The 22,381-nt window shown below is 66.2% G+C and carries 19 protein-coding genes and 2 tRNA genes; 7 read left to right on the forward strand and 14 right to left on the reverse strand.

Annotated elements, in window-relative coordinates:
* Positions 1–8: 8 nt before the first annotated feature.
* From ACOXXX_RS01440 to ACOXXX_RS01475, 8 genes are all read right to left on the reverse strand, one after another.
* Complete coding sequence (locus ACOXXX_RS01440; RefSeq protein WP_422824757.1) at positions 9–1,085, reverse strand: 2'-deoxycytidine 5'-triphosphate deaminase; 1,077 nt, start codon at positions 1,083–1,085, stop codon at positions 9–11.
* A 111-nt stretch (positions 1,086–1,196) separates the two neighbouring features.
* Positions 1,197–1,273: transfer RNA gene (locus ACOXXX_RS01445), tRNA-Pro, on the reverse strand.
* Positions 1,274–1,336: 63 nt separating this feature from the next.
* On the reverse strand, positions 1,337–2,383 hold the full coding sequence (locus tag ACOXXX_RS01450) for a MerR family transcriptional regulator (RefSeq protein WP_422824758.1): 1,047 nt from the start codon (positions 2,381–2,383) through the stop codon (positions 1,337–1,339).
* Between the two features lie 9 nt (positions 2,384–2,392).
* Positions 2,393–2,695, reverse strand: a complete 303-nt coding sequence (ihfA, locus tag ACOXXX_RS01455) for an integration host factor subunit alpha (RefSeq protein WP_422824759.1) — start codon at positions 2,693–2,695, stop codon at positions 2,393–2,395.
* Between the two features lie 96 nt (positions 2,696–2,791).
* Complete coding sequence (locus ACOXXX_RS01460; protein WP_422824760.1) at positions 2,792–3,763, reverse strand: beta-ketoacyl-ACP synthase III; 972 nt, start codon at positions 3,761–3,763, stop codon at positions 2,792–2,794.
* Positions 3,760–4,866, reverse strand: coding sequence for a phosphate acyltransferase PlsX (gene plsX / locus ACOXXX_RS01465; RefSeq protein WP_422824761.1), 1,107 nt, complete (start codon positions 4,864–4,866; stop codon positions 3,760–3,762). Before plsX ends, ACOXXX_RS01460 begins: the two co-directional genes overlap by 4 nt.
* A 20-nt stretch (positions 4,867–4,886) precedes the next feature.
* Positions 4,887–5,093 carry a 50S ribosomal protein L32 gene (rpmF, locus tag ACOXXX_RS01470; RefSeq protein WP_114510376.1) on the reverse strand — a complete coding sequence of 69 codons (207 nt, stop codon included), beginning with the start codon at positions 5,091–5,093 and terminating at the stop codon, positions 4,887–4,889.
* Positions 5,094–5,269: 176 nt separating this feature from the next.
* Positions 5,270–5,827, reverse strand: coding sequence for a YceD family protein (locus ACOXXX_RS01475; RefSeq protein WP_422824762.1), 558 nt, complete (start codon positions 5,825–5,827; stop codon positions 5,270–5,272).
* 109 nt (positions 5,828–5,936) lie between these two features.
* Here ACOXXX_RS01475 and ACOXXX_RS01480 point away from each other — a divergent pair, with 109 nt between their 5' ends.
* From ACOXXX_RS01480 to ACOXXX_RS01495, 4 genes are all read left to right on the forward strand, one after another.
* Complete coding sequence (locus ACOXXX_RS01480; RefSeq protein WP_422824763.1) at positions 5,937–6,371, forward strand: outer membrane protein assembly factor BamE; 435 nt, start codon at positions 5,937–5,939, stop codon at positions 6,369–6,371.
* 78 nt (positions 6,372–6,449) lie between these two features.
* On the forward strand, positions 6,450–7,181 hold the full coding sequence (locus tag ACOXXX_RS01485; RefSeq protein WP_422824948.1) for a GNAT family N-acetyltransferase: 732 nt from the start codon (positions 6,450–6,452) through the stop codon (positions 7,179–7,181).
* Positions 7,182–7,295: 114 nt separating this feature from the next.
* Entirely contained in the window at positions 7,296–9,107 is a 1,812-nt protein-coding gene (locus ACOXXX_RS01490; RefSeq protein ID WP_422824764.1) for an ABC-F family ATP-binding cassette domain-containing protein, read from the forward strand.
* Positions 9,108–9,148: 41 nt separating this feature from the next.
* Positions 9,149–10,255 (forward strand): acetoin utilization protein AcuC, encoded by a 1,107-nt coding sequence (locus ACOXXX_RS01495; RefSeq protein ID WP_422824949.1) that lies wholly within the window; start codon positions 9,149–9,151, stop codon positions 10,253–10,255.
* A gap of 302 nt (positions 10,256–10,557) precedes the next feature.
* Here the strand turns inward: ACOXXX_RS01495 and ACOXXX_RS01500 are convergent, their stop codons facing one another.
* From ACOXXX_RS01500 to speB, 6 genes are all read right to left on the reverse strand, one after another.
* The gene (locus ACOXXX_RS01500) at positions 10,558–11,478 is read right to left on the reverse strand and encodes a NaeI family type II restriction endonuclease (protein ID WP_422824765.1); all 921 of its coding nucleotides are present in this window, start codon (positions 11,476–11,478) and stop codon (positions 10,558–10,560) included.
* A gap of 66 nt (positions 11,479–11,544) precedes the next feature.
* Positions 11,545–12,504, reverse strand: coding sequence for a DNA cytosine methyltransferase (locus tag ACOXXX_RS01505; RefSeq protein ID WP_422824766.1), 960 nt, complete (start codon positions 12,502–12,504; stop codon positions 11,545–11,547).
* 172 nt (positions 12,505–12,676) lie between these two features.
* Positions 12,677–12,750 (reverse strand) — tRNA-Gly (locus ACOXXX_RS01510).
* Between the two features lie 53 nt (positions 12,751–12,803).
* A complete protein-coding gene (locus ACOXXX_RS01515; RefSeq protein WP_422824767.1) occupies positions 12,804–14,843 on the reverse strand; it encodes an ASKHA domain-containing protein in 2,040 nt (679 codons plus the stop codon).
* 124 nt (positions 14,844–14,967) lie between these two features.
* On the reverse strand, positions 14,968–16,116 hold the full coding sequence (locus ACOXXX_RS01520; RefSeq protein ID WP_422824768.1) for a CaiB/BaiF CoA transferase family protein: 1,149 nt from the start codon (positions 16,114–16,116) through the stop codon (positions 14,968–14,970).
* A gap of 111 nt (positions 16,117–16,227) precedes the next feature.
* Positions 16,228–17,178, reverse strand: coding sequence for an agmatinase (gene speB, locus ACOXXX_RS01525; protein WP_422824769.1), 951 nt, complete (start codon positions 17,176–17,178; stop codon positions 16,228–16,230).
* 132 nt (positions 17,179–17,310) lie between these two features.
* On the opposite strand from speB, the gene guaB reads away from it, so the two are divergent.
* From guaB to ACOXXX_RS01540, 3 genes are all read left to right on the forward strand, one after another.
* Positions 17,311–18,759 (forward strand): IMP dehydrogenase, encoded by a 1,449-nt coding sequence (guaB, locus tag ACOXXX_RS01530; protein WP_422824770.1) that lies wholly within the window; start codon positions 17,311–17,313, stop codon positions 18,757–18,759.
* A gap of 24 nt (positions 18,760–18,783) precedes the next feature.
* On the forward strand, positions 18,784–19,938 hold the full coding sequence (locus ACOXXX_RS01535; protein WP_422824771.1) for an RsmB/NOP family class I SAM-dependent RNA methyltransferase: 1,155 nt from the start codon (positions 18,784–18,786) through the stop codon (positions 19,936–19,938).
* 103 nt (positions 19,939–20,041) lie between these two features.
* The gene (locus tag ACOXXX_RS01540; protein WP_422824772.1) at positions 20,042–22,345 is read left to right on the forward strand and encodes an ATP-binding protein; all 2,304 of its coding nucleotides are present in this window, start codon (positions 20,042–20,044) and stop codon (positions 22,343–22,345) included.
* The last annotated feature ends 36 nt before the right edge of the window (positions 22,346–22,381 follow it).

Here is a 22,381-nt window from a genome sequence, read left to right on the forward strand (position 1 = left end):
CGCAGTGTTCAGGCGCGGAAGTGTTTCGACAGTTTCAGGCCCTGGCCCTGGTAGTTCGACGCGATCCCCGTGCCGTATAGCTGCGCGGGGACCTCGGCCATCCGCTCGTAGACAAGCCGCCCGACGATCTGACCGTGTTCCAGCACGAAGGGCGCCTCGTGGCAGCGCACCTCGAGCACGCCGCGAGAGCCGCTGCCGCCCGCATCCGCATGGCCAAAACCGGGATCGAAGAAGCCCGCGTAATGCACCCGGAATTCGCCCACCATCGCCAGATAAGGCGCCATTTCCGCAGCATACTGGGGCGGGATATGCACCGCTTCGCGGCTGACGAGGATGTAAAAGGCATCCGGATCTAGGATGATCCGGCCTCGGTCGGTGCGGATCTCTTCCCAGAACTCGGCCGGGTCGAACTGGCCGATCCGATCGAGGTCGATCACCCCGGTATGCGGCTTGGCGCGGTAGCCGACGAGGTCCGTGCCCTCGGGGCGCAGATCGACGGAAAAGCCCAGGCCGTCGCTGATCACCGCCGGGCCGCCGTTGACCAGGCTGTCGCTGTCGTGCAGCGCCGCCAGTTCGGTGTCGCTCAGCACTGATCGGCCCTTGCGGAACCGGATCTGATTGAGCCGCATGCCGGGGCGCACCAGTACCGAAAACGAGCGCGGGCAGATTTCGGCGTAAAGCGGGCCGCTGTAGCCTTCGGGGATGCGGTCGAATTCGACCCCGCCATCGGTGATCGTGCGGGTCAGCAGATCAAGCCGTCCGGTAGAGCTTTTGGCGTTGGCGATGGCCTGCACGCCCTGCGGCAGATCCAGCCGTTCCAGAAGCGGCACCACGTAAACGCAGCCCTTTTCCAGCACCGCGCCGTCGGACAGATCGACCCGGTGCATCTCGAACTCCGCGATGCGGTCGGCCACGCTGGCGGCACGCCCGGCCAGAAACGATGCGCGCACCCGGTAGGCCACCGACCCCAGCCGCAGATCGAGGCTGGCAGGTTGGATCTGCGCATCCATAACGGGCGTTTCGGCCGACAATGTGCCGTCGGCGATCATCTGCGAAATCTGTTGGCTTGCCAGAACGCCGGTCATGCGCCTCTCCTTCGTGGTGCCCTTGATTATCAAGTCGATTTCACGAGGGGGAGCAGAAAATGCGCTTATAATGCGCTCTTGGGGGAAACTGTGCCCCGCAAGTGTGGTAGCTGGTCGGGCTAGCAGGACTCGAACCTGCGACCTTCCGTCCCCCAGACGGACGCGCTACCAGGCTGCGCTATAGCCCGACTGCGGGTGTCATACCGGATTTGCGTGTGGGGGCAAGCCCGAATTGCGCCTGACGCGCGGTCTTATCGCCGGGAGGCGGTCAGTCGGTCCTGCAGGTCCCGCAGCCGCACCAGCACCGGCGCGATCTCGGCGGCCTGGTCGGCAGACAGCCCTTTGATGCCAACAAGCGCGGTCATCGCGCCGGGGCTGACGGTGATCGAGTCAAGGTCGGGCAGATCGGGGATCGCGCGGGCCGGCGCGGGGCCTTCGTCCGGCTCGGGCTCGGGGTCGGGTTCGAGGGCGGCTGCGACATCCGGCTCGACGGCCTTTTCCGGCTCTGCCGCGACATCGGCCTCGTCGGCAACCTCTGGCACGGGTGCGACCCCTGGCACGGCGGCGACCTCGGGTTCCGGCGCGGGCGTGAGTTCAGGAGGCGTCTCGTCTTCGGTCGGCGTTTCGGCATCGGCGCTGAGCGGCTGTCGCAGGAAGTCGGGCAGGGGGCTTTGGGTGTCGTCCTGCGCGAAATGCTCTTCCGCTGGCGCATCTTCTGCCGGGGCTACGTCCTCAGACACCGGCTCGGCCGCGACCTCTTCCACCGGGGCCGGGGTTTCCGCCATGGCTGGCATGTCCTCGGCGACCGGGGCAGCGGACAAGGGCGCTTCCTCGGGCTGTGTCTCTGGCGCAGGTTCCGGATCGGGCTCTGGCTCCGGTGCGGGATCAGCTTCTGCCGCAGGTTCGGGCGCGGATTCTTCCTCCTGCTCGGGTCCAGCGGCAGAGACGGGAGCGAAGGGCACGACGGTTTCCGATGCTTCGGGCGCATCGATGAACGGGGCGTCGGCCACGGCCTCCTCCTCATCCACCCGGTCGGACAGGGCGCTCACATGCTTGACACCCTGTTCGCGCAGGATCTTCTGCACACCCTTGATGGTCATGCCCTCATCATGCAGCAACCGCTTGATCCCGCCCAGCAATTCCATGTCGGCGGGGCGGTAATAGCGGCGCCCTCCGGCACGTTTGACCGGTTTCACCTGGCTGAACTTGCTTTCCCAGAACCGCAACACATGCGCGGGTGTATCAAGCCACTCCGCCACCTCGCTGATGGTGCGGAACGCGTCGCGGGATTTTGCCATCTGTTCGCCTCAGCGCCTGTTGCCGTCCGCGACGCGGTCTTTCATCAGGTGCGACGGCCGGAAGGTCAGCACGCGGCGCGGCTGAATCGGCACCTCTTCGCCGGTCTTGGGGTTGCGGCCCACCCGGGCGGCCTTGTCACGTACCGAAAAAGTGCCGAAGGACGAGATCTTCACCTGCTCACCCGCGACCAGCGCGTCGGACATATGGCTCAGAACGCTTTCCACCAGTTCGGCGCTTTCGTTGCGCGAAAGCCCCACCTCGCGAAACACGGCCTCGCTCAGGTCCATGCGTGTCAAGGTCTTGTCGCCCATAACCATTCCTCCAGATTTTGGGCAGCATAGGCGGTTGTGATTTTCCGAGTCAATATCAACGGCTTGGAACACGGATTTTAGGCGGTGGGCGAACTGCTACCAGCGCAGAACCACGGCACCCCAGGCCAGACCGCCGCCGATCGCCTCGGTCACGACCAAATCGCCGGGCTTGATCTGCCCGCGTTCCTGACCCACCGACAGCGCCAGGGGAATCGACGCGGCAGATGTGTTGCCATGGTCCTGCACGGTCACGACAACGCGGTCCATCGGCAGACCCAGCTTTTTCGCGGTGCCCTGGATGATGCGGATGTTGGCCTGGTGCGGCACCACCCAATCGACATCCTGCCCGGTCAGCCCGACCTTGGTCAGCGCCGTGGTGGCCGTGGCGGCGAGCTTTTCGACCGCGTGGCGAAACACCTCTTTGCCTTCCATGCGCAGATGGCCGGTGGTCTGGGTCGACACACCACCGTCGACATAAAGGATCTCGCGGTGCCGTCCGTCGGAGTTCAGGTCGGTCGACAGCACGCCCCTGTCGGCATTGGTGCCGGTGCCCTGCGCCGCCTCGAGCACCAGCGCGCCCGCGCCGTCGCCGAACAGCACGCAGGTCGACCGGTCGGACCAGTCCATGATGCGGCTGAAGGTTTCCGCCCCGATCACCAGCACGCGGTTGGCCTGGCCTGACACGATCAGCGCATTTGCATTGGTCAGCGCGTAGATGAAGCCCGCGCAGACCGCCTGCACGTCGAAGGCAAAACCGCGGGTCATGCCCAATTCGGCCTGCACCATGGTCGCTGCCGAGGGAAAGGTCAGATCGGCGGTCGAGGTGGCGAGAACGATGGCGTCGACGTCATCGGGGCCCAGCCCCGCATCCCTGAGCGCCGCCAGCGCGGCCTGCGTTGCCATGCCGGAGGTGGTTTCGCCCGGGGCCGCGATGTGGCGGCGTTCGATGCCCGACCGCGAACGGATCCATTCGTCCGATGTGTCGAGCGTGCGTTCGAATTCCGAATTCGGCACCACGCGGGCGGGGAGATAATGGCCGACACCGGCGACCACGGCGCGAAGGGTCATGTTTGTGTTTCCTCGGAAGCGCCGGTGTCTTTGGGGGCCTCGTCCAGCGCCACGGTCGATGCGACGCGCGCGGCGACCTTGTCGCCAAAGCCGGTCTGCGCCAGCTTGAAGGCCAGCTTGACCGCGGCGGAAATGCCGGTGGCGTCGGCCGATCCGTGCGATTTCACCACGGTGCCGTTCAGCCCCAGGAAGACGCCGCCGTTGACCCGGCGCGGGTCGATGCGTTTCTTCAGGCGGCGCAGGGAGGTCAGCGCCAGCAAGGATGCCAGCCGCGACAGGGGCGAATAGGCGAAGGCTTCTTTCAGCAAGTCGCCGATCAGGCTGGCGGTGCCTTCGCCGGTCTTGAGCGCGACATTGCCGGTAAAGCCGTCGGTCACGATCACATCCGCCGCATCGCCCGGAATGTCGCCGCCTTCGACAAAGCCCACGAATTCGTAGTTGGCGCTTTCGGCGTGCTCACCGATCAGGTCATGCGCCTCTTTCAGCTCGGCCCGGCCCTTGTGCTCTTCGGTGCCGACGTTCAGAAGCCCGACGCGCGGACGTTCCAGCGCCAGCCCGTTGCGGGCGTAAGAGGCGCCCATCAGCGCGTATTGCAAAAGATCGCGGGCATCGGCGCGGATGTCCGCACCGACGTCCAGCATGACATTGAAGCCGTGGCTGTTGCGCGAAGGCCAGAGGATCGCGATGGCGGGGCGGTTGACGCCCGGCAGCTTGCGCAGGCGCACCATCGACAGCGCCATCAGCGCGCCGGTGTTGCCACAGCTGACCGCGACCGTCGCTTCGCCATTGCGCACCGAATCGAGCGCCGACCACATCGACGTGTTCTTGCCGTTGCGCATCACGTGGCTGGGCTTGTCGTCCATGCTGACGACGCCGCTGGCATCGCGAATCTCGCAGACCTCGGCCAGGCCGCGTTTCTTGGCGACCAGCCGCTGCAGCTCCTCGGCCGGGCCATGCAGGATGAACCGGATATCGGAATTCTTGCTCGCGGACGCGGCAATGCCGGCGACAACCGCCGCCGGCCCCAGATCGCCCCCCATCGCATCGATGGACAGAACAGCCTGTTTCGTGCCCGCCTTGGTTTGATCCTGCGTCGAGGTCATGCGGAGGGCCCTGGATCAGCTCAGGCTGCGTCTTCGTCCAGGTCGATCTCGTCGTTCAGGGCGACGACTTCGCGCTCGGCGTAGTGGCCGCAGGACGGGCAGACGTGATGCGGGCGCTTCAGCTCACCGCAGTTGTCGCACTCGTTCGGGTTTCCGGCAACAAGTGCGTCATGGGCGCGGCGATTGTTGCGGCGCGACTTGGATACTTTGTTCTGTTGAACGGCCATGTCTCGACCTCGATCTTTCGTGATAGGGCATGGCGCGCATGCCCGGTTGTGGGGATGTCGGGCCTCTTTGACGTATGGCAGGCACCGATACAACCCAGAATCCTGATGAAGGCGCGAAAATACGGTCAAAATTTTCCGACGCAAGCAGATTGTTGCCGCGCTGCACGGGGCGGCTGTCAGTCCTTGTCCTCGAGCTTGTTTTTCAGCGCCTCGAGGCCCGCGAAGGGCTTGAGATCGGCGTCGCGGATCGGGGTGGTGCCGTCCTCGGCAAAGACCGCCTCGCCCAGTTCCGCGCCATCCGCGCGGGGATAGAGCGGCAGCGCCAGGCTCAGCGCCTCGATCATCACGGCAGAGGCGTCGATCACGTCGCCCAGCGGATCGATCGTGTCATCCTCGGGCATCTCGATTTCGGCCCCGGGATCGACCGGCCGGGTGTCGAGGTCGGGCAGGTACTGCCGGATCACCGGCTCGTCGATGCGGGTCGTCACGGGCTCGAGCGTCACGACGCAGGGCTGCACCACCGTGGCGCCCAGCGTGGCGTTCAGCTCCCAGCCGCGTTTGCCCGTCGGTGTCAGCGTGCCCTCAAAGCTCAGCTTGCGCAGGGCCAGAAGGCCGATTTCCTCGGCGATGACGCGCCGTGCCTCGGCGTCCGGGCGCAGGTCGAAGGCCGTCGGCTGGCCCGTCGAGAGGGCCGCCACGCGAAAAACGCCGGGTGCGGATTTGGGGGCTGCCATGACGGGTAGGGTTTCCTTTACTTGAACGATCCTGTTTCGTTATGTAAGCGGGATAGAAGGCGTTTCAGGCCATGACAAGAGGGGCGACATGCAGGGGACACGATCTGGGATGAAGCTGATGCTTCTCGCGGCGGCCTGTGTCGCGCTTTCGGCCTGTACAGAACGCTTCCGCAGCCATGGCTACGTGCCGAACGAGCAAGACCTGCAACAGATTGTCGTCGGCGTCGATACCCGCGCTTCGGTCGAGGATCTGGTGGGCGTGCCCTCGACCTCGGGCGTGCTGAACTCCAGCGGTTTCTACTACATCGAATCGGATGTGCGGCATTACGCGTGGAAACGGCCCGAGGTGGTGGACCGCGAAGTTCTGGCGATTTCCTTCGACGACGCCGGGATCGTGCGCAATATCGAACGTTACGGTCTGCAGGACGGCCAGGTCGTTCCGATCGCGCGCCGCATCACCCGGTCCGGCGATGCCGACATCAGCTTTATCCGCAAGCTTTTTGGCAACATCGGCCGAATTTCTGCCGAAAACCTGCTGAACTGACGGCGGGGCGTCATGGCCCTGCCGCAAATCTCTGACACGCCACTGGCAAACGGGATGGCAGCGGTCGGGGGCAGCGGCATGATCGGTCTGAACAAGGGGCGTTATCGCACCCGGCTGGCGGAGACGCCCGAGGATCTTCGCGCGGCGCAGGAATTGCGGCACCTGGCTTTTCACAAGACGGCGGGGCTGGATGCGGACGCCTTCGATGCTGTCTGCCTGCATATCCTGATCGAAGAGGCGGCGAGCCGGCGTCTGATCGCCTGTTGCCGGTTGCTGCCGCTGCCCAGCGGGGCGCAGATCGGGCAAAGCTACTCGGCGCAGTTCTACGAACTGACAGCGCTTGCGTCCTTCGACGGGCCAATGGTCGAACTGGGGCGGTTTTGCCTGCACCCCGATGTGCATGATCCGGACGTGCTGCGCGTCGCCTGGGGGGCCATCACCGCATACGTAGATGCGGCGGGGATCAAGCTGCTTTTCGGCTGTTCGTCCTTTGCGGGGACCGACGCGCAGGCCTATCACGACACCTTTGCCATGCTGAGCGCCCGGCATCTGGCGCCCGGGCGGTGGCGGCCGCGCGTGAAGGCGCCTGATGTCTTTCGCTTTGCCGCGCGGCTGCGGCACCGGCCCGATGCGCGCAAGGCGCAGGCGGGTTTGCCACCGCTCTTGCGAACCTACCTGCTGATGGGCGGCTGGGTCAGCGATCACGCGGTGGTCGATGCGCGGATGAACACGCTGCACGTCTTTACCGGGGTCGAGGTTGCGGCGATTCCACCCGCGCGCAAGCGGCTCTTGCGCGCCGTGGCCGGGTAGGGCGCCGGAAAATTCCAAATTTTCCGGACCGTTTTCTTCAAAGAAAACGCTGCCGCCCCGTGGCACGGAACGCGCCACCTTGACGGGCTGCGCAACCGGGCCTAGCCGGGGCGCATGGCACAGATACCCCTTCTTCAGCTTTCCGGCATCTCTCTCACCTTCGGCGGCGATCCGATCTTTGACGCGCTTGACCTCGTGGTCCAGCCCGGCGACCGCGTGACGCTGGTAGGGCGCAACGGGTCGGGCAAATCCACCCTGATGAAGGTGATGGCGGGGCTGGTGGAGCCCGACCGCGGCGAGCGTACCGTGCCCAGCGGTATTTCCGTGGGCTACATGGAGCAGGATCCCGATCTTTCGGGGTTTGAGACGCTGGGAGATTATGCCACCGACAGCCTCGACCCCGGAGAGCTTTACCGGGTGGAGCGTGCGGGCGAGGGGCTCAAGTTCGATCCCGATCAGCCGGTCGCGACCGCCTCGGGCGGCGAACGCAGGCGCGCGGCCCTGGCCAAGCTGATGGCGTCGGACCCGGACCTGATGCTGCTGGACGAACCCACCAACCACCTTGATATCGAGGCGATCGGCTGGCTCGAGGACGAGCTCAGATCCACCCGCAAGGGCTTTGTCCTGATCAGCCACGACCGGCGCTTCCTGAACGAGCTGACCCGCGCCACGCTCTGGATCGACCGAGGCGCTGTGCGGCGCCAGGAGCAGGGTTTCGCCGCCTTCGAGGCCTGGCGCGACAAGGTCTGGGACGACGAGGACATGCAGCGCCACAAGCTAGATCGCAAGATCAAGTCCGAGGCCCGTTGGGCGGTCGAGGGCATCAGCGCCCGGCGCAAGCGCAACATGGGCCGGGTGCGCGCGCTGCAGGATCTGCGTGCGGAACGCGCGGGCATGGTCCGTCGTCAGGGTGCTGCGGCCATGGATCTGAGCAGCGGGCCCCAATCCGGCAAGAAGGTGATCGAGGCCAAGGACATCGCCAAGCGTTTCGGCGATCAGACCATCGTCAGCGGCCTCACGCTGACCGTGCAGCGCGGCGACCGGGTGGCCATCGTCGGCCCCAATGGCGCGGGCAAGACGACGCTGGTCAAGATGCTGATGGGCCAGATCGCACCCGACAGCGGCACCGTGACCCAGGGCACGAACCTGGTTCCCGCGATCTTCGATCAGACCCGCGCGCAGCTCGATCCCGACGCCTCGCTTTGGGAAAACCTGACCGGCGATCCCGAGATGCGGGTGTCGGGCAAGGCGGACCAGATCCTGGTGCGCGGCCAGCCCAAACACGTGGTGGGCTATCTCAAGGAATTCCTGTTCGACGAACGTCAGGCCCGCGCGCCGGTCCGGGCCCTGTCGGGCGGGGAAAAGGCACGGCTGCTGCTGGCGCGGATCATGGCGCGCGAAAGCAACCTGCTGGTGCTGGACGAACCGACCAACGATCTGGACGTCGAAACGCTGGACCTGCTGCAGGACCTGCTGGGCGACTATGACGGCACCGTGCTGCTGATCAGCCACGACCGCGACTTTCTGGATCGCGTCGCCACCACGACCATCGCGCTTGAGGGCGGCGGAAAGGCCACGGTCTATGCTGGCGGCTGGAGCGACTATCGCCGCCAGCGCAAGGCGCCTGCGGAGGATGCCCCGGCCAAGCCCGCGCCGCGCCCGGCGAAACCTGCGGCGAAATCCGGCTCTGCGGCCAAGGGCATGAGCTTTACCGAACGCCACCGGCTCGAGGCGCTGCCGGGCATCATCGCCAAGCTCGAGGCCGAGATCGGCAAGCTCGAGCAATTGCTGGCCGACCCTGCGCTTTTCACCCGCGATCCGGTGAAGTTCCAGAAAGCGACAGAGGCGCTGGTGACCCGTCAGGAGGCGCTGGCGGCGGCCGAGGAAGAATGGCTGACGCTCGAGGAAAAGGCCGAGGCCGAATAGCGCGCCCTTGGCGCGGCGCGGGCGTGGGTTACCTTGCCGCCATGCGCCCGCTTTTCATCGGTTCCAACATCTACCGCGGTTCGTCCTACGGACGGCTGCATCCGCTGTCGATCCCCCGGGTGCCCACGGTGATCGACCTTTGCCGCAATCTGGGGTGGCTGGACACCGACAACTACCGCACCAGCCCACGCGCCAAGCCAAGCGCGCTTTATCCCTTTCATACAGAACCTTACGTGTCGGCGCTCATGTCCGCCGAGGCCGCGCAAAGCGCCACGGACCTGATGCGCGACCGGCACGGGCTGGGCGGCCTGTCGAACCCCGTCTTCCCCGAGATGTACCGCCGCCCCGCCACCGCCGTGGGTGGCGGGCTGCTGGCGGCGGAACTGGTGGCCGATGGCGGCGTGGTCTACAACCCCGGCGGCGGCACGCATCACGGCATGCCGGATTACGCCGCGGGCTTCTGCTATCTCAATGAACCGGTGCTGACGATCAAGCGCCTGCTTTCCATGGGCCTGCGCCGCATCGTCTATGTCGACATCGACGCGCATCATTGCGACGGCGTGGCGGTGGGGTTCGACGGGTCCGAGGCGGTGCGGATGATCTCGGTCCACGAAGCGGCGCGCTGGCCCTTTACCGGCGCGCTTGAGGACGATGCCGCCGGTGCCGCCTTCAACCTGCCGGTGCCGCGCGGGTTCAACGACAGCGAATTCGATCTTGTGCTGAACGAGGTGATCCTGCCCGCCACCGCCGATTTCAGGCCCGACGCGGTGTTCCTGCAATGCGGCGCGGATGCGGTGACCGAGGATCCGCTGTCGCGCCTGGCGCTGTCCAACAACGCCCACTGGCGCACCGTCGCGGCGCTACGGGCGCTGTCGCCCCGGCTGATCGTGTCGGGCGGCGGCGGCTACAACCCCTGGACGGTGGCGCGCCTGTGGTCGGGCGTCTGGGCCACGATCGTGGGGCACGAGGTGCCCGACCGCCTGCCTGCAGAGGCGCAGTCGATCCTGCGTGCGCTCAGCTGGGTGCGCAAGGCGCAGCCTGCCGAGGCGCTGCTGAGCACCTTGCGCGACACCCCCCGCCATGGCCCCGTGCGCGACGAGGTGCGCCACGCGGTGCGGCAGCTGCGCGCCCGGCTGGTGGCCGACTAATGTGTGATACGATTGGCTTGAAGCAGTCTTGAGCGGACGTACGAGCCAAGCACCCGGCGCGGACTCAAGGCCGAAGGCCGCCGCGCCATCCATTGTCCGGCAGGCGACTTGGCTTTGCCAAGTCTGCCGAGAGGGGCAATCGCGCGCCCACGCGTCTGCGATTTGGTTGAGCTTGGTGCAAAGCGGCGGTGGCGTGCGGACTTGGCTGACATAAAGCGCGCAGCGGAAAGACCTGATCGCATCCGCGCGCGACTGCAATGACGCGGCTGCTCGCGCGCGATTCAATCTGTCTGGATCCCGCTCTAAAGAGGAAGCTGCCTGGCGTCGGATCGCAGTTCCAAGGGGACGCCATGCGCCGCAGCCAGGTCAGCCTCCTGTCGGGTCACCGGGCGGTACGAGACGAACTCGCTGCCCGAACATTCCGGCAGACCCAACGCATCGATCAGCGGCGCGTCGTAATGCCCCGACAGCAGCAGGATGCCTTCGCGTGCCAGATGATCGCGGGTGCCGCGCCCGTTATCGGACCGGATGCGCCGCATGAAATCCTGTTGCTGCGCCACGGCCTGCACCACGTCGCGGGTGATCGGCTGGCGCTGCACCTCGCGAAACAGGGTGGCCATGCGCTGATTGCCCGTCGTCCCGGCAAAGATCCGTTCGATCACATCCGGCGCGATGGTGCGCCAGACATTCGGCGGATAGGGATGATCCCGTAGCAGCCACAGGATGTTGGCGAACCCCAGGGCCGACACGCTCTTCTTCGCATCCTTGTTCTGGCCTTGCGTGAGGTAATCGGGGCGGGCCACGATCAGGCCCAGATAGCAGGCCGCGCGCGCCTCGTCCGCGGCCACGAGGATGCAGGGATGATCCACCGCCTCGGTCGGAATCATCCAGTTGCTTCCCATGGTATTCTTGATGTCGACATCGTGGCCCAGGATCACGGTGTCGAGCTTGCCCCTGGGCAGGTTCAGCAGCGCGCGGAGTTCGATCTCGACCCGGGTGCCGATATAGGTCTTTTCCGTCTTCTCCAACTCGTCGTATGACCGACGCCCGGTCTTGGGTGTCATAATCACATCGTCGACGCATTGCCGCAGCATGGCGGAGAATCGCGACGCCAATGCGTCGGCACCGCCCGCGCGCGTCACGATGTGGTCGGCGATCCGGCTCAGCAGGTCGTGATCGGGATGGCCCGCAATGACGGTGCTTTCGGGAATGCTCTTCTTCACGCGCGCGCTGTCCTGAGTTTCCTGGCTCTGCGCCTACGCTGTCACAGCTTGCGCGCGGTGAAAAGCTCAGGCCCCAACGGCGCGCAGGACGCGCTTGCGCAGGGTCTTGGCGATCTGGCCCGACACGGCCTGTGCGACGGGGGGCGGAAAGGCGTTGCCCACCTGCCGGTAGGCGTTGGTCTTGGCGCCGGTAAAGTGCCAGTCGTCGGGAAAGCCCTGGATGCGGGCCACCATCGGCACGGTCAGACGCGGCATGCCGTTGTGGACGGGGTCCGGCGCCTCTGCGGCGATGGTCCGGCCTTCGACCCCCAGCGTGGCCCAGGCCGCGCGCGCGCGGGTCGGGCCAAGGTCGGGGCCGCCGTGTTTTTTCGACCCGCCGACGATGGTGGGGGCAATTTCGTCCGCCTTTTCCGCCCAATCTTCGGCCCCGCGCCAGCCGCGCGCGGCCATCAGATCGCGCAGGGTCGCCCCGACCGTCGGCGGGTTGTGCGGGTTGGGATCGGGCCAGTCGAAAAGCTCGGCCCGCGCCTTCTGCACCGCGACGATCACCACGCGGGGCCGCAACTGCGGCACACCGTAATCGGACGCGTTGAGCAGCCGCCAGTCGGTAGTGTATCCCAGCTTGTCCAGCTTCGATTTCAGGCGTTCGCGGTAGTCGTGAAACACCGCGTCCAGAAACCCGCGCACGTTTTCGATCATTACGGCGCGCGGACGGGCGGCGTCGATGATGTCGATGGCATCGTTGAAGAGGTTGCGTTCGTCCCGTTCGCCAAGTTGCTTGCCCGCAACGGAAAACGGCGGGCAGGGCAGGCCGCCGGCCAGCAGGTCCATGCCGCGGTAATCGGCGGCGCGCTCCTTGAAGAGGCGCACGTCTTCCTCGAGCACGTTCCATTCGGGGCGGTTGTGCCGCAGGGTGTTGCAGCAGTGCTTGTCGATCTCGACCAGCGCGGTGTGGGCGAACCCGGCCTTTTCCAGCCCCAGGGCCTGACCGCCCGCACCGGCGCAAAGTTCCACGGATGTCAGCATGTTGCCCGCCCTTTTTTCGCACATACAACCCGTTGTGGTCGCCCAGATCAAGCCGCGATTTATCTTGCGGCCGTGTTCTTAATTTGTTCCTAGCGCTGCCAGCGGCCCCGCGCAAGCGTTTTGGCTAGCGCCAAGCGTCAGATACGCCATGATGTGCCGAGGGGTCAGAGATTGGAGCGGGTAACGGGAATCGAACCCGTAACTGAAGCTTGGGAAGCTTTCGTGATACCTTTTCACCATACCCGCATCACAGGACCGTTGCGTACCCGCAACCGGCCCCGGGATCAAGAGCGATAACGTCAGGCGCGGCGTCGGCGGCGCCCACCCCCGCCGCCGTCGGATTTGGCGTTGAACGACACGTTGGGCAGGGTTGCGACCTTGGCCAATTCCGGGAACGGGTCGGTCTTGTGCGGGATCGCGTTGGCGGCGACGAAATGTTCCTGAAACCGCGGCTCGATCGCGGTTTCCACCTTGGTGATCTGTCGGACTGTCCGCTCGATCTCGGCCCGGGCGGCAAGGTTGCATAGCGCGATGCGCGCACCGGTGCCGGCGGCATTGCCGGCGGACGTGACCTTTTCCACCGGCACATCGGGGATCATGCCCAGAACGATGGCGTGCTTGGCCGAGATATGCGCGCCGAAGGCCCCGGCCAGCACCACCCGGTCGACCTTGTCGACCTGCATTTCGTCCATAAGAAGCCGCGCGCCCGCATAAAGCGCCGATTTCGCCAGCTGGATCGCGCGGATGTCGCCCTGGGTCACGGTGATCAGCGGCCCGCCGTCCTTCGTGCCGTCGTGGATGACATAGGCATGGGTGCGGCCCTCGGGGATCATCCGGGCTGTGCCGGTCTGGTCCGCCGACCCCAAAAGGCCGGATGGGTCCATCAGCCCGGCAAGCCGCAGTTCGGCCACCGCCTCGATGATGCCGGATCCGCAGATGCCGGTGATGCCGTTGGCGGCGGCGGCGGCGTCAAATCCGTCCTCGTCCGACCAGAGGTCCGACCCGATGATGCGAAAGCGCGGTTCCTTGGTCTCGGGGTCGATGCGGATCGCCTCGATCGCGCCGGGGGCGGCGCGCTGCCCGCTGGAGATCTGCGCGCCCTCGAACGCGGGGCCGGTGGGCGATGAGCATGCCAGCACGCGGGTTTTGTTGCCCAGCAGGATCTCGGCATTGGTGCCGACATCGACCACCAGAACCAGATCCTCGGATTTGCCCGGCTCTTCGGACAGCGCGACGGCGGCGGCGTCAGCCCCGACGTGGCCCGCGATGCAGGGCAGAAGGTAAACGGGGGCTGCCGGTTCAAGCGCCTTGAGTTCCAGATCGCGCGCGGTGAGGTTGAGTGCGTTCGAGGTCGCCAGCGCAAAGGGCGCTTGACCCAGTTCCACCGGGTCGATGCCCAAAAGCAGGTGGTGCATGACCGGGTTGCAGACGAACACCATCTCGAGGATCAGCGACAGGTCGATCCGCGCTTCGGTGGCGATGTCGGTGGCGAGCGTGTCGATAGCCTCGCGCACTGCGCGGGTCATCTCCTTGTCGCCGCCGGGGTTCATCATCGCGTAGGACACGCGGCTCATCAGATCCTCGCCGAACCGGATCTGCGGGTTCATCACCCCCGCCGATGCGATGACCAGCCCGGTATCGAGATCGGTGAGATGCGCCGCGATGGTGGTCGAGCCGAGGTCGATGGCCAGACCGTAAAGCCCCGCCTCGTGCAGGCCGGGCCAGGCGGCGATCAGGTGCGGTTTTGCGTCTTTATCGTTTTTGTGCAGGGCCACCGTGATTTTCCAGCCACCCTTGCGCAGGATCGGCTGCAACTTGGCGAGTGTGGGCAAGTCCGTGGATATCTCGGCGATCTCCCACTGCTGCCGAAGCGCGCGGCTGACCCGCTCCAGATCGCCGGTGGGTTCGTGCATGTCGGGCTCGTCCACCTCGATGTAGTAAAGCCGGGTGGCGGGGTCCATGATGATCGTCCGGGCCGAGGCTGCCTTGCGCACCACCTGCCGATGCACCTGGCTTTCCGCGGGCACGTCGATCACAACGTCGCTCTGGATCTGCGCCTGGCACCCCAGCCGCCGCCCGGGCTTCAGCCCCCGTTTTTCGTCGTACCGCGCCTCGACCGCGTTCCATTCGCTCAATGCGCCCTGCGCCGAGGTCAGCCCGTGTTTCGAGAATTCGCCGTAAGACGGGGTGATCTGGCATTTGGAGCAGATGCCGCGCCCGCCGCAGACGGAATCCAGGTCGACACCCAGCTGCCGCGCGGCGGTCAGAACCGGCGTGCCCCTGGGAAAGCGTCCGCGTTTGCCCGACGGGGTGAAGACGACAAGAGGATCGGTGGTCATGGGGTATCCCTGCTGCGGTTTGGCGCACCATATCGCCTGTGCGGCGCAGGGAAAGCCATGAACCGACCCTCTGTGTCAGATTGCGTCAGGTGGGGTGCGGCGGCACCCGCGGGCCCGGGTGGTCTCAGCCTTCGTCCAGCCAGCGCAGGATCTCGCCCCGGTTGCCGTCAAGATCGGGGGCGGGGGCGCGGGTGGTGCGATCCTCGGCATCGGACATCTTGATCGGGTTACCCGCGGCCTTGAACGCCGCGCGGCCGTTGCGGTCCAGCACATCGACAACCATGTTCCGCGCCAGGATCTGCGGATCCTTCAGCACCTGGTCGATGCTTTGCACCGCGCTGGTGGGAATGCCCGCCGCCGTCAGCTTGGCGATCCAGTGGGCCTTTGTCCCGTCAAGCGTCACCGCCTCGATCAGGCGCTTGAGCAGCCGGGCGTTGCGGCAGCGTTCGGCATTGGTGGCGAACCGCGGATCGTCGGCCAGCGGCAGGCTCAGCACGATGCAGAGCCGTTCAAACAGCACGTCGTTGCCGGCGGCGATGACGAAGAGCCCATCGGAGGCGTGGAAGCTTTCGAAAGGCGCGATGGACGGGTGCCGGGTGCCCGTTGGCACAGGCGGCTTGCCGGTGACGGTGGTGATCGCCAGCGCATGTTCCAGAATGGCCAGCTGCGCGTCCAGCATCCCGATGTCGACGCGCCGCCCCCGGCCGTTCTGTTGCCGGTCGTAAAGCGCGGCCAGGATGCCCTGGGTCAGGTACATCCCGGCCACGATATCCCCGATGGACGCGCCCGCGCGCACCGGCTCGCGGCCCGGCTCCCCGGTGATCGACATGGCGCCGCCCCGAGCCTGGGCAATCAGGTCATAGGCCGGGCGCTTGGCATCGGGGCCGGTCTGGCCATAGCCCGAGACCGACCCGTAGATAAGCGAGGGATGGGTGGCGTGCAGGCTGTCCCAGCCATAGCCCAGCCGTGCCATCACGCCGGGGCGGAAGTTTTCCAACAGGATATCGGCCCGGGCCAGAAGCCGTTCAAAAACAAGGCGGTCCGCGTCTTTCTTGAGATCGAGCGCGATGGATTTCTTGGAATGGTTTATGGCGGCGAAATAGGCGCTCTTGCCATCCTTGAAGGGCGGAAAGGCGCGGGTGTCATCGCCGCTGCCCGGGCGTTCGATCTTGATGACCCTGGCCCCGAGGTCGGCCAGCGTCAGGGCGCAGAAGGGCCCCGCGAGCACATGGGTCAGGTCCAGTACGGTGATGCCCGACAGGGGAAGTGTCATGCCCGAATCCTCCGGTCATTTTGCAACTGCAGCATGACTCATTGGGGCGGATTGCAGGCGGGCCGCAAGGGGGAATGGCGCAAATGCGCGCGTTTCGGCTGGACCGCCGGGTCAGCCGCGCGCGTGGAACACAAGTCCCAGCAGATTCATCAGCACCTGAGCGGCCAGAATCGCGGTCGACCCGGTCGGATCGTAGTCCGGCGCGACCTCGACCAGATCAATCCCCACCACCTCGTGCCGCCGTGCCACGGCCTGCAGCAGTTCCAGCACCTCGTAGTACAGGAACCCGCCGTGGCTGGGCGTGCCGGTGCCCGGCGCGATGGAGGGGCAGAAGGCATCGATATCGAGCGTGATGTAGACCCGCGCGCCGTCGGGCACCCGGTCCGCCAGCGCCGCGACACCCAGCTTGCGCGCCTGCCGTACCGACAGGATGTCCGACCCCATGGCGCGGGCGTCCTCGTACCCTTCGCGCGCGGTCGAGCTCACGTTGCGGATGCCCACCTGCGTCAGCCCGGTGACGAAGGGCAGTTCGGCGGCGCGGCGCATCGGGTTGCCGTGGCCATGCCGCACGCCGTGGCGTTCATCGACGAAATCCAGATGCGCGTCGATCTGCAGCACATGGATGTCGCCCTGGCGGTCAAAGGCCCGCAAGGCCGGGATATTGACCGAATGATCGCCGCCGATCACCACCGGCAGCGCGCCCGCAGCCAGAATCGCGCGCACGCCCGACTCAATGTTGGCATGGCTCCGCTCGGTATCGGTATGGACGATATCCGCATCCCCCAGGTCGACGATCCGCACGTCTTCGCCCAGATAGGTCGCATCATCCTCGTGATCGTAGGCCCCGGCGTGGCCAAAGCTGAAGAGGGTCGAGGCCTCGCGCACCGCCCGAGGGCCGAACCGGGCGCCTGCGCGGAACTGCGTGCCCGCATCGAAGGGCGCGCCCAGGATGCAGGCATCAGCCTCGATCCCATCCCAGTCTTCGATATACGGCTTCTTGGCAAAGGTGCAGATGCCGGTAAACGGCAAGTTCAGGCGGCCTGTGGCGTAGCTGTGGGTCATGCGGTCGGGTCCCCCGAAGTGGTCTTGCGACAGGATGGCGCGGGCCGGGGCAAAGGCGCAAGGGGGGTTTCCCTGATCCCGCAACCATGCGATAGGCACGCGCCAACGACGTTTCCCGAGGAAGGTACTCCCATGGAGATTCGCGAGGCTCTCACCTTCGATGATGTGTTGCTGGTTCCGGCCGCCTCAAGCGTGCTGCCCAGCACGGCGGACACGCGGACGCGGGTGACCAAATCCATCGCTTTGAACATCCCGCTGCTCAGCTCGGCCATGGACACCGTGACCGAAGGGCGCATGGCCATCACCATGGCGCAGGCGGGCGGCATGGGGGTCATCCACCGCAACCTCACGGTCGAAGAACAGGCCCGCGAGGTGCGGCGGGTGAAACGCTTTGAATCGGGCATCGTCTACAGCCCGGTCACCCTGCGCCCCGACCAGACGCTGGCGGATGCCAAGGCCTTGATCGAGCGGTACAATTTCACCGGCTTTCCGGTGGTGGACGAAAAGGGCCGGGTCATGGGGATCGTGACCAACCGCGACATGCGCTTTGCCACCAGCGACGACACGCCGGTCAAGGTTATGATGACCTCGGAAAACCTGGCCATCCTGCGCGAACCGGCCGACCGCGACGAGGCGATCAACCTTATGAAGGGCCGGCGCATCGAAAAGCTGCTGGTGACCGACAAGGACGGCAAGCTTACGGGGCTTCTGACCCTCAAGGACACCGAACAGGCGGTGCTGAACCCCACCGCCTGCAAGGACCGGCTGGGGCGGCTGCGGGTCGCCGCAGCCTCGACCGTGGGCGATGCGGGATACGAGCGCAGCGCCGCGCTGGTCGATGCAGGCGTCGACATGGTTGTGATCGACACCGCTCATGGCCATTCCGAAGGCGTGGCAAAGGCCGTGGAGCGCGCCAAGCAGCTGTCGAACGAGGTGCAGGTGGTCGCGGGCAATGTCGCCACGGCCGAGGCGACCCGCGCTCTTATCGGCGCCGGGGCGGATGCGATCAAGGTGGGCATCGGCCCGGGCTCTATCTGCACGACGCGCATGGTCGCGGGCGTGGGTGTGCCGCAGCTGACCGCGATCATGGATTGCGCGCTGGCGGCGGGCGACACACCGGTGATCGCCGACGGCGGTATCAAGTTTTCGGGCGATTTCGCCAAGGCCATCGCGGCGGGCGCGTCCTGCGCGATGGTGGGCAGCATGATTGCAGGCACCGATGAAAGCCCCGGCGAGGTGATCCTGTACCAGGGCCGGTCGTTCAAGGCCTATCGCGGCATGGGCTCGCTCAGCGCCATGGCCAGCGGTTCGGCCGACCGGTATTTCCAGAAGGATGCCGCAAGCGACAAGCTGGTGCCCGAGGGGATCGAGGGGCAGGTGGCCTACAAGGGCACGGCCACGGCGGTGCTGCATCAGCTGGTGGGCGGATTGCGCGCAGCCATGGGCTATACCGGCAACGCCACCATCGAAGAGATGCGGCAGAACTGCAGCTTCGTGAGGATCACCGGAGCGGGGCTGAAGGAAAGCCACGTGCACGATGTTCAGATCACCCGCGAAAGCCCCAACTACCGGATGGCCTGATCCGGTGGCTTGTCAGGTTCCGGCATGACCCCCGCGGCACGCGTTCAGGCGGCGATCGAAGTGCTGGACCGCATCGGCGACGGCACTCCGGCAGAGCAGGCCCTGACCAACTGGGCGCGCGGCGCGCGCTATGCCGGATCGGGCGACCGCGCGGCGGTTCGCGATCACGTCTTCGATGTGCTGCGCACCCGCCGGTCGTCTGCCGCGCGGGGCGGCGGCGCTGGTGGACGGGCGCTGATGCGGGGCAGGATGCTCTTGCAAGGCGTTGATCCTGAGACCATTTTCACCGGTGAGGGGCATGCGCCCGCGCCCTTGGGCGCAGATGAACTTGTGGCAGGCGCAGACCCCGATGCGGTGGACCTGATGGACCTTCCGGACTGGCTGATCCCGCTGTTCGAGGCGTCGCTGGGCGCGGATGCCCGACCGGTGGCCGATGCGCTGCGCCACCGCGCACCGGTCTTTCTGCGGGTCAATACGCTCAAGGCCGATCTGGACAAGGCGCAGGCTGCGCTATCCGACGACGGGATTGCCACACAGCCGCATGATTTGTCGCCCACGGCCCTCGAAGTGCTGGAAAATCCCCGCCGGATCGCAGGTTCTGCCGCCTTCCGGGACGGCCTGGTCGAACTTCAGGACGCGGCGAGCCAGGCCGTGGTCGATCTGCTGCCGCTGCGCCGCGACGCCCGGGTGCTGGACTATTGCGCGGGCGGTGGCGGCAAGGCGCTGGCCATGGCCGCGCGCACCGGCGGCCAGGTCTTTGCCCATGACGCCGATCCGGGGCGCATGCGCGATCTGCCCGCCCGCGCAACGCGCGCGGATGCTCAGGTCGTGCCGGTGCCGTCGCCCACCGGGCGTTACGATCTGGTGCTTTGCGATGCACCCTGTTCCGGCAGCGGCGCATGGCGTCGCGCGCCCGAGGGTAAATGGGCCCTGACCCCCGACAGGCTGCAGGACCTTTGCGCAACGCAGGCCGAAATTCTCGATACAGCGCAAGGATTTGTCGCCCCTGGCGGCGTTCTGGCCTATGCCACCTGTTCGGTCCTGCGCGACGAAAATCATGCCCAGATCGCAGCATTTCTGGACCGGACCCCGGGCTGGCAGCTGGCGGGCGAACGGCAGTTCCTGCCGTCCGACGGCGGTGACGGTTTCTACCTCGCTTGCCTCAAGGCGACTGGTTAGGCTTTACACAACCTATGGCAGTGTTGTTATCCTTAAGCCGCGCTTAAGGGTTTGCGGCATTTGATGGAGCCCGTGCGAATCGAGCGGCAATGCCGGGGGCAATGTGACCGACGCAATACTGGAACCAGCTAGAACCGCGCGGACGTCGCGGGCGCTTGCGCAGCGCGCCGGAGTGATCCTGACGTTGGCGGTGTGCTGTCTGGGCGCCGCGTCTCTGGCGCCGCAGCCGGCCCTGCGTCTGGGCCTTGCCGCGGCGGGCGGAGCGTTTCTGATGGCGGCGCTGCTGGCCGGTGCGGTGCAGGTCTGGGCCGGCTGGTCCCGCGCCAGGGCGCTGCGCATCCTCTCAGACTTTGTGGAACGCGACGCCGCCGCCTGCGTGATCACCGATCCCGAGGGTGAGGTGACGTATCTCAACGCCACCGCGCGCGACCGCTTTGCAGCTTCGGGGGGACGGACCCTTGCGGCGCTTCTGCGGCCCATGCTGGCCGACCCCGCGGGGCTTCTATTCCGGCTGGAAACCAAGGCCCGCAACGATGGCGTCGCGACCGAGGATGTGCCGCTGCGCGGTGGCAGCATGCGCCTGACTGGCCGGGTGATCCACCTGAACAACATGATCTGGCGCGTTGAATATTATGACGAAAACACGATCCGAACCACGGGCGGACCGGGCCAGGTCCCGCATCTGACGCTGGGCCGCAATGGCACGATCCTGTCGATGAACGACGCGATGCGCGACCTGACTGGCCGCCGCGCCAAGCGGCTCGACGAGGTGCTGACCGATCTGCCGCTCCGACCCGGCGAGGTCAACACCGTGCTGACCGACGCCGGGCCGATGCCGTTCCTGGCCAGCATCATCGGCAGCGGCCCGGGGCGCGAGGAACTGGTGCTTCTGCCGGTGCCGGACGAAGACACCGTGCCGCGCGCGGATACGGATTTCGAAACCCTGCCGGTGCCGCTTTTGAAGGTCGCGCCGGACGGGACGGTGCAGCGCGCCAACCGCGAGACGCGGATGCTTCTGGATGTGGACGATACAGCAGGCTATCGGCTGGGCGATTTCATGGAAGGGCTGGGCCGGTCGATTCAGGACTGGCTGGCGGATGCTGCAGCGGGCAGGGGGCTGGGGCGATCGGAATTCCTGCGCCTGACCCGCGGGGAGCGCGAGATGTTCGTGCAGGTCACCCTGAATCGCGTGGTCGAGGATGGCGCCCCGGTGCTGGTTGCGGTGCTGAACGACGCGACCGAGCTCAAGACGCTCGAGGCGCAGTTTGTGCAAAGCCAGAAAATGCAGGCCATCGGCCAGCTTGCCGGCGGTGTTGCGCATGACTTCAACAACCTTTTGACAGCGATTTCAGGTCATTGCGACCTGATGCTCTTGCGGCACGATCAGGGGGACCCGGACTATGGCGACCTCGTACAAATCCACCAGAACGCCAACCGCGCCGCAGCGCTCGTCGGGCAGCTTCTGGCCTTTTCGCGCAAGCAGACCCTGCGCCCCGAGGTCATGGATCTGCGCGACACGTTGTCCGACCTCACACACCTGCTGAACCGGCTTGTGGGCGAAAAGGTCGCGCTCACCCTGCGCCACGATCCCGTACTGCCGGCCATTCGCGGCGACAAGCGGCAGCTGGAACAGGTGATGATGAACCTCGTGGTCAATGCCCGCGATGCCATGCCCGATGGCGGCAGTATCGAGATCGAGACCGGGCAGTTGGTGCTGCGCGAACCGCTGAAACGCGACCGGGCCACCGTTGCGCCGGGGTCCTATGTCTCGGTCAAGGTCACCGACGAAGGCACCGGCATCCCGACCGACAAGCTCCAGAAGATCTTCGAGCCGTTCTTTACCACCAAACCCACTGGCGAGGGTACGGGCCTGGGGCTGTCGACCGTCTACGGCATCGTCAAGCAGACCGGCGGGTTCATCTTTGTCGATTCGGTACCGGGGCAGGGCAGCTGTTTCACCCTGCTGCTGCCCAGCCACGACGCGACGCTGGCCCCGCCGAAGGCACCGCAGCCGCAGCTGCCGCGCAAGATGCCCATCCAGGGCGAGGGCGTGGTCCTGCTGGTCGAGGACGAGGCACCGGTGCGCGCCTTTGCCTCCCGCGCGCTGCGCCTGCGCGGCTTCACGGTGATCGAGGCAGGCTCCGCGGAAGAGGCGTTGGCGCTCTTGGAGGATGAGGGTCTGTCGGTGGACGTGTTCGTGACCGACGTGGTGATGCCTGGCCTTGATGGTCCAACCTGGGTGCGCCAGGCGCTGAAGGACCGCCCCGAGGTCCGGGTGGTCTTTGTGTCGGGCTATGCCGAGGATCTTTTCGACGACGATCAGCAACGCATCGCCAACTCGATCTTTCTCCCGAAACCCTTCTCTCTCAATGACTTGACGGAAGTCGTTTATCAACAGATCGCCTAGCGGATGTTCGCATGGCCGATGTGACGGCAACGTCCG

Origin of the sequence: Thalassococcus sp. BH17M4-6 (genome assembly GCF_049323015.1) — a bacterium.
In the GTDB taxonomy this organism is placed as follows: Bacteria; Pseudomonadota; Alphaproteobacteria; order Rhodobacterales; family Rhodobacteraceae; genus Puniceibacterium.

Coding starts and splice junctions, on each gene's coding strand:
- ACOXXX_RS01440 (WP_422824757.1), bottom strand. CDS start 1,085: ATGACCGGCGTTCTGGCAAGCCAACAGATTTCGCAGATGATCGCCGAC.
- ACOXXX_RS01450 (WP_422824758.1), bottom strand. CDS start 2,383: ATGGCAAAATCCCGCGACGCGTTCCGCACCATCAGCGAGGTGGCGGAG.
- ihfA (WP_422824759.1), bottom strand. CDS start 2,695: ATGGGCGACAAGACCTTGACACGCATGGACCTGAGCGAGGCCGTGTTT.
- ACOXXX_RS01460 (WP_422824760.1), bottom strand. CDS start 3,763: ATGACCCTTCGCGCCGTGGTCGCCGGTGTCGGCCATTATCTCCCCGCC.
- plsX (WP_422824761.1), bottom strand. CDS start 4,866: ATGACCTCGACGCAGGATCAAACCAAGGCGGGCACGAAACAGGCTGTT.
- rpmF (WP_114510376.1), bottom strand. CDS start 5,093: ATGGCCGTTCAACAGAACAAAGTATCCAAGTCGCGCCGCAACAATCGC.
- ACOXXX_RS01475 (WP_422824762.1), bottom strand. CDS start 5,827: ATGGCAGCCCCCAAATCCGCACCCGGCGTTTTTCGCGTGGCGGCCCTC.
- ACOXXX_RS01480 (WP_422824763.1), top strand. CDS start 5,937: ATGAAGCTGATGCTTCTCGCGGCGGCCTGTGTCGCGCTTTCGGCCTGT.
- ACOXXX_RS01485 (WP_422824948.1), top strand. CDS start 6,450: ATGATCGGTCTGAACAAGGGGCGTTATCGCACCCGGCTGGCGGAGACG.
- ACOXXX_RS01490 (WP_422824764.1), top strand. CDS start 7,296: ATGGCACAGATACCCCTTCTTCAGCTTTCCGGCATCTCTCTCACCTTC.
- ACOXXX_RS01495 (WP_422824949.1), top strand. CDS start 9,149: ATGCGCCCGCTTTTCATCGGTTCCAACATCTACCGCGGTTCGTCCTAC.
- ACOXXX_RS01505 (WP_422824766.1), bottom strand. CDS start 12,504: ATGCTGACATCCGTGGAACTTTGCGCCGGTGCGGGCGGTCAGGCCCTG.
- ACOXXX_RS01515 (WP_422824767.1), bottom strand. CDS start 14,843: ATGACCACCGATCCTCTTGTCGTCTTCACCCCGTCGGGCAAACGCGGA.
- ACOXXX_RS01520 (WP_422824768.1), bottom strand. CDS start 16,116: ATGACACTTCCCCTGTCGGGCATCACCGTACTGGACCTGACCCATGTG.
- speB (WP_422824769.1), bottom strand. CDS start 17,178: ATGACCCACAGCTACGCCACAGGCCGCCTGAACTTGCCGTTTACCGGC.
- guaB (WP_422824770.1), top strand. CDS start 17,311: ATGGAGATTCGCGAGGCTCTCACCTTCGATGATGTGTTGCTGGTTCCG.
- ACOXXX_RS01535 (WP_422824771.1), top strand. CDS start 18,784: ATGACCCCCGCGGCACGCGTTCAGGCGGCGATCGAAGTGCTGGACCGC.